The organism is Chitinophaga sp. (assembly GCF_036566945.1).
Lineage (GTDB): Bacteria > Bacteroidota > Bacteroidia > Chitinophagales > Chitinophagaceae > Chitinophaga.
The window spans coordinates 1-17,088 of sequence record NZ_DATCVJ010000853.1 but is presented as its reverse complement, the minus strand read 5'-3'; the positions used below and the strand labels follow the sequence as shown (position 1 = coordinate 17,088).

Below are 17,088 nucleotides of genomic sequence, written 5' to 3'. Positions count from 1 at the left end.
CGTGGCCACCCAGGGATACCGCCAGAATAATCCTTTATAATCTGCAATGGTTTCTGCATCCTGCAAACTGCTCGACATCACAATCACAACGCCGAAAGCGCCGATGCTGGTGATAAAATAGGCCACCAGATAAAAAGCCAGTGCTTCCAACCCCGTTTGTACACCTGATAAAAAAGCTACCAGGATATATCCCATATGCGCAATGGAGGAATAGGCCAGGATACGTTTTATATTTTGTTGGGTCAGCGCCAGCCAATTGCCAGCAAACATAGAAGCCACCGCAATGATCGCCACAATCCACCATAACATCGGATAGTCGTTCCCGTGAATATCCTGGTAAAAACGGATCAGCAGTACCAGCATCGCCCCTTTTGAAACCGTGGCAATGAAAGCCGCCACCGGTAACGGCGCACCTTCATAAATATCCGGCGCCCACATATGAAAAGGTACTATGCCCAACTTAAAGCCCACTCCTATCAACATCAATCCGAAACCAGCCATTACACTCACCGGTAAATAACCGGCCTGCCTTAAGGCCAGACCTATGCCCGGAAAATCCATATGTCCTGTAAATGCATACACCAGCGCCATGCCGAACAACAGGAAGGCAGAAGATAAGGCCGCCAGCATCAGGTATTTAATACCCGCTTCATCAGAGCGCTCACGGGCACGCAGGTACGCAATTAACCCGTATAAACTGATACTCAGTATTTCCAGCCCCAGGAACAGCGCCATGAAATGCCGGCTTACTACCAGCACCAAAGCTCCTATGGTAGCCAATATCAGTAAGATGTAATATTCTTCTTTGCGCTCTTCTCTTTCTTCGAAATAGTTAAAAGATAATAACAGGATGATAAATCCAGCGATCAGAATCAGTCCTGTATTAAACAGGGAAAATTCGTCTATCACCAGTAAGGGAGGATAAGCATGCGGAATATATTTGATAGCTGGTATCACCGCCATCATCGACATAATAAAAGCGATGAGCGTGAAACTGTATACAATGCGGTGATTACGCCATATTGCTATCAGCAACATCGCTCCTACCGCTGCAGCGCAGAGGGTAATCAGTGGTCCAAGACTTAAAAAATCAGCGAACGACATAGTCTATATTTTGGGAGGTGTGGAGAACCGGCTGCGGATGAAATCCCAGCCAGCAAATAACAATCACCAGGGCCACGATAATCACCAGTTCACGTCCACTCAGGTCCGGCATGGTATATTGCCGGTCGCAGGGCCCGAAAAAAACTTTCTGCATAATACGCAAAGAATAAGCTGTAGCCACCACCAAACCAATGGTAGCCAATATCGTCAGCAGATGATTGGCCTGCCAGCTACCCAGTAGCACCAGGAATTCTGCCACAAAATTGCCCAACCCAGGCAATCCCAATGATGCCATCACAAAGATCATAGCAGCACTACCCATGAGTGGTAAACGTAGCCATAGGCCTCCCATTTGCCGGATATTACGGGTATGGATGCGCTCATACAATGCACCTGCTATGATGAACAACGCGCCTGTACTGATCCCGTGTGTAATCATCTGCATCACTACGCCCTGGTAAGCAATTTCATTAAATGCAAAAGCCCCTAGCAAAACAAACCCCATGTGGCTAACGCTGGTGTAGGCGATCAATCTTTTCAAATCGGTTTGCGCATAGGCCAGCATGCCTCCATACAAAATACCTGCAACACCCAGCAACATAGCCACCGGTGCTATTTCCACGACAGCAGTCGGAAAAAGCGGCAATACAAAACGAAGAATACCGTAGGCGCCTGTTTTTAACAACAGGCCTGCCAGTACCACACTACCCGCAGTAGGCGCCTCCGTATGCGCATCCGGCAGCCAGGTATGAAAAGGTACTGCCGGTAATTTTACCAGGAAGGCTACGAGGAAACCCAGCATCAGCCATCGTTCAGTAGACGGTGTCATGGGGGTATTCAGCAAGTCAAAATAATCAAACGTATATACGTGCGTGTTAGCTTCATGTACAAAGTATAGCCCCAGTATTGCCAGCAACATCAGCAGCCCACCGGCTTGTGTGAACAGGAAAAACTTATTGGCAGCGTATTCCCGGTGCTCATGTCCCCAGATCCCGATCAGGAAGTACATCGGTATGAGCATCATCTCCCAAAAAAAATAAAATAAAAAAAGATCCATGGTCAGAAAAACGCCCGTAATACCGCAAAGCACAAACAACAGGTTAAAATGAAAGAAGCCTACCCGGCTATTAATTTCTTTCCAGGATATTAATACCGACAGTGCACCCAGGAAAAATGTCAACGCCAGCATCAGCAAGCTTAACCCATCCATGGCCAGGTGCAGACTGATACCAAAATGTGGCACCCAGTCTACCCGGTATTGATACCACCAGCGATCTCCGGAAGCAGGATGATTTATCCAGATGCTGATGACAATGCCCAGGTTCAGCATTAAACTGCAGAAGGCTATCCAGCGGCTCCCTGCATGGCTTTTCGCACCTACTATCCAGGATAGCAGCGCCGCAGCAAAAAGAATCAGTAATAGTACCAGCAGGATCATAATATTTCGTTTATACGTTTACGTTATATGTATATTCGCCAGATGAGTACAGACAATATTGCTACTGCACCCAGTACCACGCCCAGTATATACCATCGCAGCAAACCACTTTGCGTACGTGCCAGTACGTTATGACACCATTCCATGGCTGCTGCGAGTTGCGTATACATTCTGTCTATCAGATCCTTCTTATTAATGCGTGACAGGTATACAAAGGGATATACCAAGAGGATATTATATAATTTATCGAAGTCCCATCCCCTGCCCCAGCAACCCCGTAACCAAAGGATGGCAGGCATTTCCAGGAAATCAGACATACCTTTCGGATGTAATACCACCCAGGCATAGGCCAGCCCTATGCCGCTCAATGCGAGTGCTGCCGACAATGCCTGTGAAGTCCATTCCAGGGAAATACTTTCCTGTAGCACCGTTACCGCCGGTAATACCGGCAACAACCAGTTACTGAACAGCGTTACATGCCCTAATGTATGCGGCAGCTCAATGAATCCTGCGATGGTAGAGAGTACCGCCAGGATGTACAAGGGAATCATCATGCTTTTACCGGGGTGGTGATGCACGCTCGTTTTCACCTCGCCGTAAAATACCAGGAAGAACATCCGGAAGGTATACATTCCTGTGAGTAATGCGCCCAGCAAGGCTGCCAGCCAGAAGCCCACATGTCCGCCGGCGGCCGACCAGGACAACCAGATAATCTGGTCTTTACTATAAAAACCCGCTGTTACAAAAGGAATCGCTGCCAGCGAGGCACAGCCTATCAGAAATACCCAATACACGCCCTTGAGTTGTTTTTTAAGTCCGCCCATTTTAAACAAGTCCTGTTCATGATGCAGCGCCACAATGATTGCACCGGCCGCCATAAACAACAGGGCTTTAAAAAATGCATGGGTTACAAAATGAAATACGGCGGCAGACCAGGCGCCACAGCCCAGTGCCAGGAACATATAACCAATCTGGCTGATAGTAGAATAAGCCAGCACTCTTTTAATATCCGTTTGCACCAATGCGCTGAAACCAGCCAGTACCAGTGTAAGAGCACCTATTACAGCCGTAGTGGTTTGCGCATCCGGCGCCAGTTCAAATAAGGTATGTGTGCGTGCAATCAGGTATACACCGGCTGTTACCATGGTAGCAGCGTGAATGAGTGCACTCACCGGCGTTGGGCCGGCCATCGCATCCGGCAGCCAGGTTTGTAATGGTAGTTGCGCCGACTTGCCCACCGCGCCACCCAGCAACAGCAAAGCAATCCAGGTAATCACCGGGTCTCCTTTAGTCCACAGGTGGGTACTACTTTCCAGGATCTCCGGGATACGCAGGGTACCGGTATACTGAAACAACATAAACAAAGCAATGGCCATAGCGGTGTCGCCTACACGCGTTACAATAAATGCCTTGCGTGCGGCGTAACCATTGGCGGGATCTTTATACCAGAACCCGATGAGGAGATAGCTGCAAAGCCCTACGCCTTCCCAGCCGAAGTAAAGCAACAATAAATTATCTGCCATCACCAGCGTAAGCATGGCGCCCACAAATAAATTCATACACGCGAAAAAGCGGGCGTAGTCAGGTTCTTCGTGCATATAGCCCGAAGCATACACATGAATCAGAAATCCTACGATAGTAATCACTCCCACAAATACAACAGACAATGCGTCCATCCGGAGATCGAAGTCTATTTTAAATCCACCCACTTCCAGCCAGTTGCCCGCATGCTGCACAATGGCCTGTTCCCCATTGCCCGCAAATTGTATAGCGATCAATACCGCTACGATGGCGGCTAAACCAATACTACCGCATCCGATTACGGTAACGGCTATACGGCTCATACGTTTCCAGCCCAGCATGAGCAGAAAGGCACTTACAAAAGGAATGAGCGGTATGAGTGCAGGGAACATAATGATCATATTTTTTTATCCATTCATTTTTGCGGCTTCATCACTATCCAATGTTTTGAGCTGATGATATAACTGTAGTATCAGAGCCAATCCTACCGAGACTTCTGCTGCTGCCATGGCCAGAATGAAGATGAACATCACCTGCCCGTCGGCTGTACCCCAATGCGAAGAGGCGACCACAAAAGCCAGCCCGGCAGCGTTGAGCATTACTTCCACCGATAACAACATAAAAATAATGTCGCGGCGTACCAGGATGCTGATTAGCCCCAGCACAAATAAAACGCCGGCGAGCAGCATGCCCGCTGTAGTAGGATGCACGTTCATAGTTCATTATTTTCCAGGAACCGGTGTAATGTTTTTTCTTTCTGCCGCCCTAAATGATAGGCGCCCACAATACCCGCCATCAGCAGCATACCTGTGAGTTCTACCGCCAGGATGTAGGGCCCGAAAAGGGCCATCCCTACCGCTTTTGGATCTACTATCTGTATATCTGCAACAGGCTGACGGTTCTGTAAAACGAGAAACACCAGTTCTCCCAACAGGATGATGCAAAGCAGGGAAGGAAAAATCCAGATGCGGGGCTTCAGCCATAACTTTTCCTGCGCAGCCGACTCTTTGCCCAGGTTGAGCATCATGACGAAAAATATCAGCAGCACCATAATAGCACCGGCATATACAATCACCTCCAGTGCTGCCATAAACGGCGCCCCGTAGAGATACAGTACTACCGCCACTGCCAGTAAGGATACTACCAGGTATAATAATGCGTGCATAATGTTATAGCGCGTAATCACCATAATAGTGGCTAAAATGGCAATTGCTGCGGCAATATAGAAGGCTGGTCCAATCATGGCAGTAAACTTTTAACATCTACCGGTGGTTCTTCCTGTTGGGCATCTCCTTTATCTTTTCCACGTATAGCCATGCCCGCTACGTTGTAATAATTATAACCGGGATATTTGCCCTCGCTGTTGATTAGCAGATCTTCTTTTTCATATACCAGGTTTTGCCGGTTGTATTCTGCCATTTCATAATCGGGTAATAGCTGTATGGCATAAGTGGGACAAGCTTCTTCACAGAAACCACAAAAAATACAACGAGAGAAATTAATGCGGAAAAATTCCGGGTATCGTCTGCCGGATTCATCTTCGGTGGATTGCAGGGAAATACAGTCTACCGGACATGCCGCCGCGCACAGGTAGCAACCCACACAACGCTCCCCTCCATCCGGATCACGGGTGAGTGCAATGCGGCCACGCCAGCGGGCTGGCAGCGGCGCTTTTTGCTCCGGATACTGAAAGGTTTCACGTTTATGAAACATATGCAGGAAAATCAGCCACATACTTCTTACCAGACTAAGCATATTTTGAGTTTTAAGTATTTAACCAAAGTTTGATCGCCGCCGTTACCATCAGATTTAAGATGGATAACGGGAATAATACCTTCCATCCATACTCCATCAGCTGATCATATCGTGGCCTTGGCATGGAAGCACGGAACAGGATAAAAAGCATGATGAAAGCAAAAGTTTTTATTACAAACCAAAGTACCGGCGGCAGAAAAGCCGGGCCCAGCCAGCCTCCGAAATACAAGGTCACCAGCATACCGGAAATAAGGGTGATGCCGAGGTATTCTCCAATAAAAAACATCCCGAACTTCATCCCGGAATATTCTGAGTGAAAACCCGCTACCAGCTCACTTTCTGCCTCCGGTATATCAAACGGCAGCCGGTGTGTTTCCGCCACTCCTGCCACCAGGAAAATGAGAAAGCCAATAAATTGCGGTACAATAAACCATACCGTTTTTTGTGCCTCCACTATTTCGCGGAGGTTAAACGATCCGCTCAATACTACTACGCCCATTAACGCCAGCCCCATAAATACCTCATAGCTGATCATTTGTGAAGCCCCGCGCATAGCACCCAACAACGCATATTTATTATTGGAAGCCCAACCACCCAGCACCACGCTATACACTCCTAAGGAGGACATGGCGAGGAAAAACAGTAAGCCGATATTCAAATCTGCTACAATGATATTAGGAGCGAAAGGCATTACTACAAAGCTCATGAGTACACTGAGCATCACTACTGCCGGCGCAAAAACAAACACTACTTTATCTGCAAAAGGAGGAATCCAGTCTTCCTTGAAAAACAATTTAATGGTATCTGCCAGTACTACCAGCAGGCCAAAAGGGCCGGCCCTGTTAGGTCCGTAGCGGTCCTGCCATAGTGCCAGCATCCGGCGCTCCACCCATATAAGTCCGGCCGCCGTGTTTAACAGGGCGAATAGCACCCCTCCTATGATCCACCAGAAGTTTGTCATATCGTTATACTTTTATCAGCTGTGGCGCTTCGGCGATCTGTATGCCCGGCAGGCCCACAGGTATACCAGCTACCCCTTGCTGTAAGGTATTATTAATGATTACCGGTAACGTATAATCGTGACCGTTATCTTTAAAATGTAACAGATATCCTGCTGCCACCTGCAGTCGTTTCGCATCTTCACTATGCAGCATAATATAGGGTGCGGGAATGCGCTCTGCCACGCCGGGCGTGTGCACACTCAGTTCTTCCGAACCGTAAATATGATAGAGCGGCACCAGCAGCAAGTGTTCTGTCAGCGGCAGATAAGGCTCCGGCACCTCTGTATAAAATGGCGTATGTCCGTTTACGTTAGCGCTGATTAGTCGTTTACCACCATTTCCGTCATGCAGGGGGCCACCCGTTTCTACCTGGAATTTATTCACGGATTGTACGGAGTTCCATCCCGGTGACCAGAAGAACGGGATCATGGAGGAAGGCGGTTCTCCCCGATATCCTTCCATGGTAAAAGAAAGCGCCGTATCGGTATCTTCGGGTGGTTTGGGTTCGCTCACCTGCAGATTGGCCTGCATGGCTGTGCGGCCGCTGTAGCGATGAGGTTCTCTGGGTACTTTCTGACCGGCAATACGAAAATTGGCTTGTGGTGTCAGTGTATCTATTCCCGCAAATACCGGCGATGTGGCAGCTATATGGTTTACTACGTCGTCCAGGTGTTGCAGGGTCGATAAGGTAGCGTGCCCGGTGCCGGCGGCTATTTGTAACAGCCAGCGCCAGCTTTCCTGTATGGCAGTTTTACTCGAAAACACCTGGAAGAATCGCTGTGCGCGGCCTTCGTTGTTTACCAGTGTGCCATCTGATTCTGCAAAAGTGCCCGCGGGCAATATAATCGTCGCCTTTTCCGCGGTGGCATTGTACAAATGATCCAGTAAAATAACGTCGTGTACCCTGCTGAAAAAAAGATCTGCCCGGTGCTTGTTTAAACGGCGGTACAGGTCATTTTCCAGGATGATCACAGTGTCAGCTTCGTTATTAAGTGCGCGGTCTACCGCCGATTCCAGGCGGTGGCCTCCCAACATTTCCAATCCCATGCTATTGCATTCAGGTACCGTGAAAGTGAGCATGGCATCAATGCCCAGATCGTGCAATGCCCAGGCTACGTTGGCGGCCGACTTGATCACGGCTTCGCTGCCACTGCCGTAGCCGGCGACGATCAGCGGATTTTTTGCATTTTTTAATGCTTCCGCAATTTCAATGGCAATGGCTTTTCCCTGTTCTGACATACCGGTGACGACCGGCATTTTATCGCTCAGCAGATGACTAACGCCAAAGCCTATACGGGCAATATTATCAGGCGCTGTATGCCAGGCTCCTTTGGCCAGTTCATCCAGTTTTGTTTCCTGAACATTCAGTATATACAGCGGGCCTTTACCGTCCTGTACTGCCTCGCGCACGGCGGCATCCTGCCAGGCGGGCACGTGTACGCTGTTAATGGCGTCGCCTACAGGAATACGGCGTACTGCCTGCCGTACCGACAAGGCCAACATAGGCGCCGTGTTCGTCACATCTTCGCCCAGGATCAGCACCACATCAGCCGCAGCAGCTTCCTGCAGCGATGCCGCGCGTACAGGACCCTGCCGGAGTATTTTGAGGGAAAGGGATACCAGGTCATGATCTGCGGCGGAAACACCGAGGTAAAAATTTTCTTCTCCTACTAATTCTTTTAATACGGCATTAGATTCCAGTGAAGCACGGGGAGAACCGATACCAATAGTTTTACCGGGTTTCATCCTGTTATGGATATGCTGCATCACGGGTATGCCATTCGCCTGATCCGCAGGTCCATGGTATACCATCGGTGTTTTAATACGTTGTTCACTATTCACAAATTCATAGCCGTAGCGACCACGGTCACAGAGGAAATAACCATTTACAGCGCCGTTAAAACGGTTGGTAATTTGCCGGATGGCGCCATATCTTTCCCCGGCGAGGATGTTGCAGCCAAGGCCACAGCCCTGGCATACAGATGCCGCGGAAGTAAGGTCCCATTTACGGGTATAATGTTGTTTGAGGGTTTTATCTGTAAATACGCCGGTAGGACAAATCTCTGCCAGGTTACCACTGAACTCACTTTCCAGGGTCCCATCCTGCTGCCGTCCAAAATACACGTGGTTGTGTGCCGCAAATACATCGAGGTCTTTACCGCCGGCGAAATCTTTATAAAAACGTACGCAGCGATAACATTGAATGCAGCGGTTCATTTCGTGATTAAGAAATGGTCCGAGGTATTGGTTGTTATATGTTCTTTTGGTGAAATGATAATCCCGGTAGGAATGCCCCGTCATCACGGTCATGTCCTGCAAGTGGCAGGCGCCACCTTCATCACATACGGCGCAATCATGTGGGTGATTGGTCATCAGCCAGCCAATCACATGCTCACGGAAATCTTTGGCGTCTTTATCGTCAACGGATAAACGAAGCTGATCTTTTACCGGCTCCATGCAGGACATGACGATTCTGCCTTTGGTATCTTCTGCATCTTTGAATACTTTCACCGCACATTGTCTGCAGGCCCCAACTGACCCCAGGGCGGGGTGCCAGCAAAAGTAAGGAAGGTTTAAACCGAGCGACAGGCAAGCTTCCAGCAGGTTCTTGCCCTCCTTTACTTCATAAGGTTTATTATCGATGTTAATGATGGGCATATGGGCATTTTTTATCTTTGATATGTTGCTCAAAATCTTCCCGGAAATATTTCAGTGCGCTCTGCAGCGGTTCCATGGCACCGGGTGCCAGTGCACAAAATGTATTGCCGGGGCCAAGCAGTTTTGTATGCATATCGAGTTGTTCCAGATCAGCATACGTTCCGTGTCCCTGTTCCAAAGCATATAATATTTTTTCCGTCCAGGGTAATCCTTCGCGGCAGGGTGTGCAGAATCCGCAGGATTCCTGTGCGAAGAAATGTTCCAGGTTATGTACAAAACCAACCGGGCAGGTATGATCGTCTAATACCACCATAGTGCCGGTACCCAGGCGGCTTCCTGCGGCCGCTACTCCTGCGAAATCCATTTTTACATCCAGATGGGCATCGGTCAGGAAATCTGTCGAGGCGCCACCCGGCAATGCACCGCGAAAGCGATAACCTGCTTTCATGCCGCCAGCGTGTTCTTCCAGCAATTCCCGCATAGTAACCCCCATAGGTAGTTCCCAGGCACCGGGCTTGTTAACCTTTCCGCTTACGCCGTATATTTTCGTACCCCCGTCTGCGGTATAGCTCAATGATTTGAACCAGTCGCCTCCGTTGTTTATGATATGTGGTATGTAAGACAATGTTTCTACATTGTTCACAATGGTAGGTTTACCAAATAATCCACTCACCTGTGGAAACGGTGGTTTGGCGCGGGGTATGGCGCGTTTGCCTTCCAGTGAGTTGAGCAGGGCGGTTTCTTCCCCGCACATATATCTGCCTACGCCTGTATGCAGTTGCATTTCCAGGCTGTAATTTTTACCGAGTATATTTTTACCGAGATAGCCGGCTGCATAAGCATCTGCAATCGCCTGGCGCATGATCTGCGCGGCATCTTTATAGGCCCAGCGCATAAAAACAAACGCCTGTGTAGCCTGTATGGCATAAGAAGAAATGATCATTCCTTCCAGCAGCTGGTGTGGGTTGCCTTCCAGCAGCCACCGGTCTTTGAAGGTACCTGGCTCCATTTCATCAGCGTTGGCCACGAGGTATTTTGGACCGGCTACATTCATGGGTACGAAGCTCCATTTCATGCCGGTGCTGAAACCTGCACCGCCCCGGCCTTTGAGGTTAGCCTCTTTTACTTTTCCCGTAACTTCTTCCGGTGTCAGTTCCTGCAATACCTTGCGCAGTGCGGAGTAGCCGCCCACTGCTTCGTACTCCTTCAGGTGAAGTGCGGCGCCCGAAGCGGGAATATGTTGTGTGAGCGGACGTTCCATATTCATAAATATTGATCCAGTATTTGTGAAAGATTTTCAGCTTTCAGGTCTCTGTACAGGTCATTATCAATCATCAGTGCCGGTGCGTGATCGCAGGTACCCAGGCAAGCGTTGGGCAGCAGCGTAAAGCGTTCATCGGGTGTTGTTTGTCCATATTTTATCTGCAGGAGCTCCATCAGCTGTTGTTTTATTTCCGTATAGCCCATCACGTAGCAACTGATGCTGTCACAGAGGAGGATAACGTGGCGGCCTACCGGGTGCCTGAAAATCAGGTTATAGAAAGTGGCTACGCTATCTACTTCCGCCGTACTCATGTCCAGCAGCAGGGCGATGTCTGCCACGCTGTCGTCGGATACCCATCGGCGCTGCTGCTGCACAATTTTCAGGGCTTCTATACAGGCAGCCTTTTTTACCGGCACGTGTTGCAGTTCATGTGTGATTTGTTCTATTTCAATTGCAGAGAGCATATGTTGTTAAATTATCTGTCAATATCTGCGAGTACATAATCCATTCCTCCGAGTATAGAAAGCAGATCGGCCACTGTATACCCGCGGCTGATCAGCGGAATCATCTGCATGTGTGGAAAAGAGGGCGTTCGCACCCTTACCCGGTAAGCGGCGGTGTTACCATCGCTGATCAGGTAATAGCTGTTCCATCCTTTGGTGGCTTCTGTCACCATCATGGCTTCACCGGCCGGGATAACGGGTCCCCAGCTTACGTTGAGAAAATGGTGTATGAGGGTTTCTATATCCTGCATGGTGCGTGCTTTTACCGGAGGGGTAGCCAGCGGGTGATGCGACTTGTAATCGCCTGACGGCATGTAGGCCACGCATTGTTCTATAATGCGCAGGCTCTGTCGCATTTCTTCCACCCGCACTACCGCGCGGTCGTAACAATCCCCGTTGTGTGCGACCGGGATCTCGAAAGCAAAATTCTCGTAACCTCCATAGGGCCTTTTCTTGCGCATATCCCACTCCATACCGCAGGCACGGAGTCCGGGGCCGGTGACGCCCCAGTCAATCGCTTCTTCCACGGTATAGATGCCGATACCTTTGGTTCGGGCTTTAAACAGGTAATTTTTCATGACCATGTTATCGTACTCCTTCAGTTGTTTGGGGAAATAGCTGATGAAGTTTTTCACCAATGGTTCCCAGCCATTGGGTAGGTCCTGGGCTACGCCGCCAATGCGGAACCAGTTGGGATGCATGCGGCCGCCGCAGATGGCTTCAATGATTTCGAAGATGCGTTCACGGTCGGTGAACATATAGAATACGGGCGACAGCTGACCCAGGTCCTGGGCAAACGTACCATACCATACCAGGTGGCTGGCAATGCGGAACAGTTCGCAGAGCATAATACGGATCACCTGGGCGCGCAGGGGCACATCGATACCTCCCAGCTGTTCTACCGACAGCAGGTAGGCCAGGTTGTTATTAACGCCACCGAGGTAATCGATACGATCTGTGTAGGGAATGTAGGTGTGCCAGGACTGCCGCTCGCCCATTTTTTCGGCGCCACGGTGGTGGAAGCCGATGTCTGGTACGGCATCTACAATATCTTCTCCGTTTAGTTGGAGGATAATGCGTAGTACGCCATGGGTACCGGGGTGTTGGGGACCTATATTGAGGAACATGAAGTCAGCATCTTCGCTATGGCGTTTTAAGCCCCATTCTTCGGGTTTAAACCGCAGGGCCTCCTGCTCCCTATCCTGCTTCTCGTCATAGAGCTTAAACGGTCCCATTTCAGTAGCACGTGCCGGATGCTCCTTGCGGAGCGGATGCCCCTCCCAGGTGGAGGGCATCAGGATGCGTTTCAGTAAGGGGTGACCATTGAACCGGATGCCGAACATATCATACACTTCGCGTTCGTACCAGTTGGCGGAAGTCCAGATGGAGGTGATACTGTCGAGCGCAGGGTATTCGCCATGGAGACCGGCTTTGATGCGCAGGAATTCGTTTCTGTCGAAGGAAAAAAGTGTGTAAACAACGGTAAAATCATAGGGTTTATGCCCGTTCTGTTGCCGTTTATACGCACGCTCATCAATGGCCGTGAGGTCATAGAGCATGCGATAGGGCATTTGTATTTCTGATTTAAGAAATATTAGTACGGCCACGATATTCTCCTGTGGCGTCCAGAAGGTAGACGTCCCATCCCGTGTAGCCTGAGGCTGAAAGGTGATATCACCAAAACGGGCGCTTAATTCCGCAGCAATACGCTCGGGCATAGAATAGAATTTAGCGATGGTTAAATAGCTTTTAGCTGTTAGCTGTTAGCTTTTAGCGATCAGATTGTAGCGATTAGTGGCTGATTATTAGCTTTCGCTATCATCTAACAGCTAAAAGCTAACAGCTATTCCTATATTTCGTCGGGTGTTTTAAACTGTGTCATTTGCTGTCGTTTATCACGCAGGGTATCTTTCATGGAAATTTTTTCGGGTCTGATCACGCCTTGTTCGCCGATCACCCAGCTGAGTGGTCGTTTCTCCTTGCCTACGCTGTCGCGCAGCATCACGAGGCCCTGCATAAATGCGTCGGGGCGCGGGGGGCAACCGGGCACGTATACATCTACGGGCAAAAATTTATCTACGCCCTGTACTACGCTGTAGATGTCGTACATTCCGCCGGAATTAGCGCAGGAGCCCATGGATATTACCCAGCGGGGTTCCATCATCTGTTCATACAAACGCTGTATAACGGGTGCCATTTTGATGAATACCGTACCGGCGATGATCATGACATCTGCTTCGCGGGGAGTTCCTCTGATGACTTCTGCGCCGAAGCGGGCCACGTCATACTTGGGGGTCATAGCAGTTGCCATCTCCACAAAACAACAGGAAAGGCCGAAGTGGAAGGGCCAGAGAGAGTTTTTGCGTCCCCAGGCCAGGAGGCTTTCTACAGAAGTAAGCATCACACTTTGCTGGATTACTTCTTCCATAGAGGTATTGCCGGAAACTTTGCCCGTTACATCATTTGCGTTGGTCAGCCACCATTTCATAAATGAGTTGATTTACTTTATGCGTGAATCATAAAATCAACATGCTGCTGTTACGTAAGTGCCTGTGGTGTTGGTGTCTTAATGTCCGTGTAACCGTTAACGTTAGCGGATTTTTTCTTCCGCATTTTTTTATATGCGCGTAATATTTTCTTCCCATCGGGCCCGAAGTCCAATGCGCCGTTACGCCATTCGTAAATAAGTACAGCCAATAATATGAAGATAAAAACGGAAACGCCGAGAAAGCCGGTCCAGCCTACTTCTTTGTAGGCAATTGCCCAGGAAATAATTAATACTGTTTCAATGTCGAAAATAACAAACAGCATTGCTACCAGGTAAAACTGAGAAGGGAACCTAAGTCGGGCGGAGCCGGTGGAGATAATACCGGACTCGTATGCCTCGCCTGTTGCGCGGTCTTTATGGCGTTGGCCTAGTACATAGGATAATCCCAGTATGATACCGATAAGTATCACAACAATAGCACCATATGCTAGAAATGGCCAGATAGGGGTGATGTCAGAAACAGCGCTTTTCAAAGTGTTCGCCCTCCGAGCGATTTACTTAAAAGTCCGTCATGCCAGTCTTTGGGAAAAACCAGTAGTATGCTTTCCAATCTACTGTAACAAATCTGTTAAACATTAGTATACGTCTGTAAACCGCTTATTCAAAAGAGGGAATCAGATGATGATCTGATTTCATAACGTTTCATTCGCTGCATTACGGTAAAGACTATATGAAATTGAAGTTACTAAAATTAGTGGGAATCTGCAAAACTGTTTCTACTGCGAAAATCAGGTATGCGTGCCTGTTATATAACATTCCAGACTGGTAATGATATAACGTTGGTCATCTATAATAAATTTCACCACGTCACCAATGGAAATCAAACCAATCAACCTGTTCTGTCCGTCTATTACGGGCAGGTGACGGATTCTTTTATCAGTCATCAGTCCCATACAGTCTTCAATGGAGTCTTCTTCCGTCACTGTAATAGGGCGTTCTGTCATGATTTCGCGGATCAGGGTTTCCTTAGAAGCACGTCCCTTCAGAATCACTCTGCGGGCATAATCACGTTCTGAAAAAATTCCAAGGAATTGATCATGACTGTCGACTACCGTCAGGGCTCCTACGTTGCGATCGACCAACATTTGAAGGGCTTCAAAGACAGTGTTGTCAGGATTGATAGAGTATACTGCATGACCCTTAGCCTGCAGGATGTTGCGTACCTTACCCATGGCATGCATTTTAAGAGAGTAAATAAATGAAAAACCACCATTTCTAAGTTAGCATTTTTCGCTGTTAAAAGCAAGACAGTAAGAAATAAATTGTTAGTGTAAAAAGTACACAATGGGTGGAAGCATAAAGCATAAGGGAGAAAGCAAAAAGCCATTGAGGCGAATGATCAGCGCGAAGAGTAATACCCGCTTTGATCATTCGCCTCAATGGCTTTTTGCTTTTTGCTTTCTCCTTTATGCTTTACAACGTCGCCGCTCCCGACACCGGTGCTGCTGCATCCTGGTGTAAATCAAACACCACTATTTCATTAGCGCCTTTCTTCAACCACGGAGCAGGGCAATACAGTCTTTTCTGTGGTCCTATTTCCCAATAGCGGCCCAGGTTATGACCATTTACCCACACAATACCTTTTTTGTAGGCAGACATATCAATATAGGTATCCCCTGTTTTATCGAGATTAAAAGTAGCTTTAAAGAACTGTCCCGGTTTGGTAGCATTGGTGCTGGAAGCACTCAGGTCCTGTACAAATTTCTCTGTCATCGGTAAACCATATACTTCCCAGTTCATCAGCGTCATACCATTCAGTACAACACGGTCTGTGATACCTTTACGGTCGATGAGGGCGTCTGCAAAGTTGATGCGGCCCATACCTTCCACCAGGATTTCCAGCACCGGATTTTGTACGTCGCTCACTGGAATATCAATGGTTTTCTCACCCAGGCGGCGATCTAATTTACCAATGTATTTTCCGTTGAGGAATACCGTCGCATAATCATGCAGGTCTTTCACGGTCAGCTTACCGCTCTTATGTCCTATCAGCGTGGTTTTATACAACATAAAGCCATAGTCCTGCCCAAATGCCTCAAATGGTTTAGGCTGCGGCGTGTGCACTGCTGCCGGCAAATGATCCCACACAGATGTAAATGCCGTGAGGTTAAATGCAGGAATGGTAATAGTAGGGATAGGCGCCGGAATAGCCGGTAATTTTTTACCCTTCGGGAGATAACTACCCAGGAGTTGACGCAAAGCCTGGTACTTAGGCGTAGCGCTTCCCTGCTCGTTAATAGGTGCATCATAATCGTAACTGGTTACATCGGGTTCGTAACCACCTTTACCGCCAGAATTGGCGCCGGCAGTATATCCGAAATTCGTTCCGCCATGAATCACGTACAAATTAAAAGAGCGTTTGGTATCCATCAGGAATTTTACTTCTTTGGAGATGCCCTCTACGCCCGGGCGTTGCCATTGTTCACCCCAGTGTGTTAACCAACCCGGATAGGATTCGCTGCTGAACGCAGGTACATTCGGGTTTTGTTTTTTAGCAGCGGCAAAATCAGCTTCAGAGCCACCGGAATCCAGTCCTATGGCGGCGCCTTCTACTCCTCCTGCTTCCAGCATGTAGGCAGTAGCGCCATCAGCGGTATAGAATGGAACGTTGATACCATTCTTCACCCACATATCTTTCAGCGTGTTTAAATATTCTTTATCGTTACCGTAGCTGCCGTATTCATTTTCTATCTGCACCATCACAACCGGGCCGCCATTGGTTACCAGCAAAGGTTTCACTTCTGCTGCCAGGTGTTCCACGTAAGTGGTCACTGCCTGTATATAACGCGGATCCATGCAACGCACCTTGATATCCGGCGTCTGCAACAGGTAAGGAGGCAAACCGCCAAATTCCCATTCTGCGCATACATAAGGACCCGGGCGGAGTAACACCCACATACCTTCTTCCTGCGCTATTTTGATGAACTCCGCAATGTTGTGATTGCCAGTGCTGAAATCAAACTGTCCCTTCACCGGCTCATGATAGTTCCAGAAAACATAAGCCGCAATTGTATTACAGCCCATTGCTTTCGCCATCTGAATACGATGACGCCAGTATTCATGCGGAATACGGGCCGGGTGCATTTCACCACTGATCATCTGGAAAGGCTTGCCATCCAGCACGAAATCAGTTTTACTCAAGGCAAAGGAATGTTTGTTTTGTGCCTGCACTGCCTGCCCCATCCAACAGGATAACGCCAGCATGCCGCTTAGGATTACTTTTTTCATTGTTCAAATAAGTTGCAGATAAGCGTACAAAATACGTTAAATAATTACGAATTACAAATTACGAATTA

At 48.6% G+C, this 17,088-nt stretch carries 15 protein-coding genes; all 15 read right to left on the bottom strand.

Annotated features, from left to right (window positions below; genetic code table 11):
• The coding region (locus VIP81_RS25830; RefSeq protein ID WP_331968043.1) for an NADH-quinone oxidoreductase subunit N at positions 1–1,104 on the bottom strand (1,104 nt) is incomplete at its 3' end.
• The gene (gene nuoM, locus VIP81_RS25825; RefSeq protein ID WP_331968041.1) at positions 1,091–2,542 is read right to left on the bottom strand and encodes an NADH-quinone oxidoreductase subunit M; all 1,452 of its coding nucleotides are present in this window, start codon (positions 2,540–2,542) and stop codon (positions 1,091–1,093) included. The genes nuoM and VIP81_RS25830, both read right to left, overlap by 14 nt.
• A gap of 23 nt (positions 2,543–2,565) precedes the next feature.
• Positions 2,566–4,455 (bottom strand): NADH-quinone oxidoreductase subunit L, encoded by a 1,890-nt coding sequence (gene nuoL / locus VIP81_RS25820; RefSeq protein ID WP_331968039.1) that lies wholly within the window; start codon positions 4,453–4,455, stop codon positions 2,566–2,568.
• Between the two features lie 15 nt (positions 4,456–4,470).
• Complete coding sequence (gene nuoK, locus VIP81_RS25815; RefSeq protein ID WP_133810298.1) at positions 4,471–4,779, bottom strand: NADH-quinone oxidoreductase subunit NuoK; 309 nt, start codon at positions 4,777–4,779, stop codon at positions 4,471–4,473.
• Positions 4,776–5,306 (bottom strand): NADH-quinone oxidoreductase subunit J, encoded by a 531-nt coding sequence (gene nuoJ / locus VIP81_RS25810; RefSeq protein WP_331968035.1) that lies wholly within the window; start codon positions 5,304–5,306, stop codon positions 4,776–4,778. The genes nuoK and nuoJ overlap by 4 nt, the downstream gene beginning before the upstream one ends.
• Positions 5,303–5,818: an NADH-quinone oxidoreductase subunit NuoI gene (gene nuoI / locus VIP81_RS25805; protein ID WP_331968033.1), complete on the bottom strand. Its 516-nt coding sequence runs from the start codon at positions 5,816–5,818 to the stop codon at positions 5,303–5,305. Before nuoI ends, nuoJ begins: the two co-directional genes overlap by 4 nt.
• Before the next feature lie 10 nt (positions 5,819–5,828).
• Positions 5,829–6,779, bottom strand: a complete 951-nt coding sequence (gene nuoH, locus VIP81_RS25800; RefSeq protein WP_331968031.1) for an NADH-quinone oxidoreductase subunit NuoH — start codon at positions 6,777–6,779, stop codon at positions 5,829–5,831.
• A gap of 4 nt (positions 6,780–6,783) precedes the next feature.
• On the bottom strand, positions 6,784–9,477 hold the full coding sequence (gene nuoG, locus VIP81_RS25795) for an NADH-quinone oxidoreductase subunit NuoG (protein WP_331968029.1): 2,694 nt from the start codon (positions 9,475–9,477) through the stop codon (positions 6,784–6,786).
• Positions 9,464–10,744 carry an NADH-quinone oxidoreductase subunit NuoF gene (gene nuoF, locus VIP81_RS25790; protein ID WP_331968027.1) on the bottom strand — a complete coding sequence of 427 codons (1,281 nt, stop codon included), beginning with the start codon at positions 10,742–10,744 and terminating at the stop codon, positions 9,464–9,466. The genes nuoG and nuoF overlap by 14 nt, the downstream gene beginning before the upstream one ends.
• Complete coding sequence (nuoE, locus tag VIP81_RS25785) at positions 10,741–11,205, bottom strand: NADH-quinone oxidoreductase subunit NuoE (RefSeq protein WP_331968025.1); 465 nt, start codon at positions 11,203–11,205, stop codon at positions 10,741–10,743. Before nuoE ends, nuoF begins: the two co-directional genes overlap by 4 nt.
• Before the next feature lie 11 nt (positions 11,206–11,216).
• On the bottom strand, positions 11,217–12,962 hold the full coding sequence (nuoC, locus tag VIP81_RS25780) for an NADH-quinone oxidoreductase subunit C/D (RefSeq protein ID WP_331968023.1): 1,746 nt from the start codon (positions 12,960–12,962) through the stop codon (positions 11,217–11,219).
• A 131-nt stretch (positions 12,963–13,093) separates the two neighbouring features.
• The gene (locus VIP81_RS25775) at positions 13,094–13,732 is read right to left on the bottom strand and encodes an NADH-quinone oxidoreductase subunit B family protein (RefSeq protein WP_331968022.1); all 639 of its coding nucleotides are present in this window, start codon (positions 13,730–13,732) and stop codon (positions 13,094–13,096) included.
• A 50-nt stretch (positions 13,733–13,782) separates the two neighbouring features.
• Positions 13,783–14,265, bottom strand: a complete 483-nt coding sequence (locus VIP81_RS25770; protein ID WP_133810306.1) for an NADH-quinone oxidoreductase subunit A — start codon at positions 14,263–14,265, stop codon at positions 13,783–13,785.
• 255 nt (positions 14,266–14,520) lie between these two features.
• Complete coding sequence (locus VIP81_RS25765; protein ID WP_331968018.1) at positions 14,521–14,964, bottom strand: CBS domain-containing protein; 444 nt, start codon at positions 14,962–14,964, stop codon at positions 14,521–14,523.
• Between the two features lie 241 nt (positions 14,965–15,205).
• A complete protein-coding gene (locus VIP81_RS25760) occupies positions 15,206–17,020 on the bottom strand; it encodes a beta-galactosidase family protein (RefSeq protein ID WP_331968016.1) in 1,815 nt (604 codons plus the stop codon).
• Positions 17,021–17,088 lie beyond the last annotated feature (68 nt).

Coding starts and splice junctions, on each gene's coding strand:
- nuoJ (WP_331968035.1), bottom strand. CDS start 5,306: ATGATTGGACCAGCCTTCTATATTGCCGCAGCAATTGCCATTTTAGCC.
- nuoI (WP_331968033.1), bottom strand. CDS start 5,818: ATGCTTAGTCTGGTAAGAAGTATGTGGCTGATTTTCCTGCATATGTTT.
- nuoM (WP_331968041.1), bottom strand. CDS start 2,542: ATGATCCTGCTGGTACTATTACTGATTCTTTTTGCTGCGGCGCTGCTA.
- VIP81_RS25775 (WP_331968022.1), bottom strand. CDS start 13,732: ATGAAATGGTGGCTGACCAACGCAAATGATGTAACGGGCAAAGTTTCC.
- nuoF (WP_331968027.1), bottom strand. CDS start 10,744: ATGAATATGGAACGTCCGCTCACACAACATATTCCCGCTTCGGGCGCC.
- nuoG (WP_331968029.1), bottom strand. CDS start 9,477: ATGCCCATCATTAACATCGATAATAAACCTTATGAAGTAAAGGAGGGC.
- nuoL (WP_331968039.1), bottom strand. CDS start 4,455: ATGTTCCCTGCACTCATACCGCTCATTCCTTTTGTAAGTGCCTTTCTG.
- nuoC (WP_331968023.1), bottom strand. CDS start 12,962: ATGCCCGAGCGTATTGCTGCGGAATTAAGCGCCCGTTTTGGTGATATC.
- VIP81_RS25765 (WP_331968018.1), bottom strand. CDS start 14,964: ATGGGTAAGGTACGCAACATCCTGCAGGCTAAGGGTCATGCAGTATAC.
- nuoE (WP_331968025.1), bottom strand. CDS start 11,205: ATGCTCTCTGCAATTGAAATAGAACAAATCACACATGAACTGCAACAC.
- nuoH (WP_331968031.1), bottom strand. CDS start 6,779: ATGACAAACTTCTGGTGGATCATAGGAGGGGTGCTATTCGCCCTGTTA.
- VIP81_RS25760 (WP_331968016.1), bottom strand. CDS start 17,020: ATGAAAAAAGTAATCCTAAGCGGCATGCTGGCGTTATCCTGTTGGATG.
- nuoK (WP_133810298.1), bottom strand. CDS start 4,779: ATGAACGTGCATCCTACTACAGCGGGCATGCTGCTCGCCGGCGTTTTA.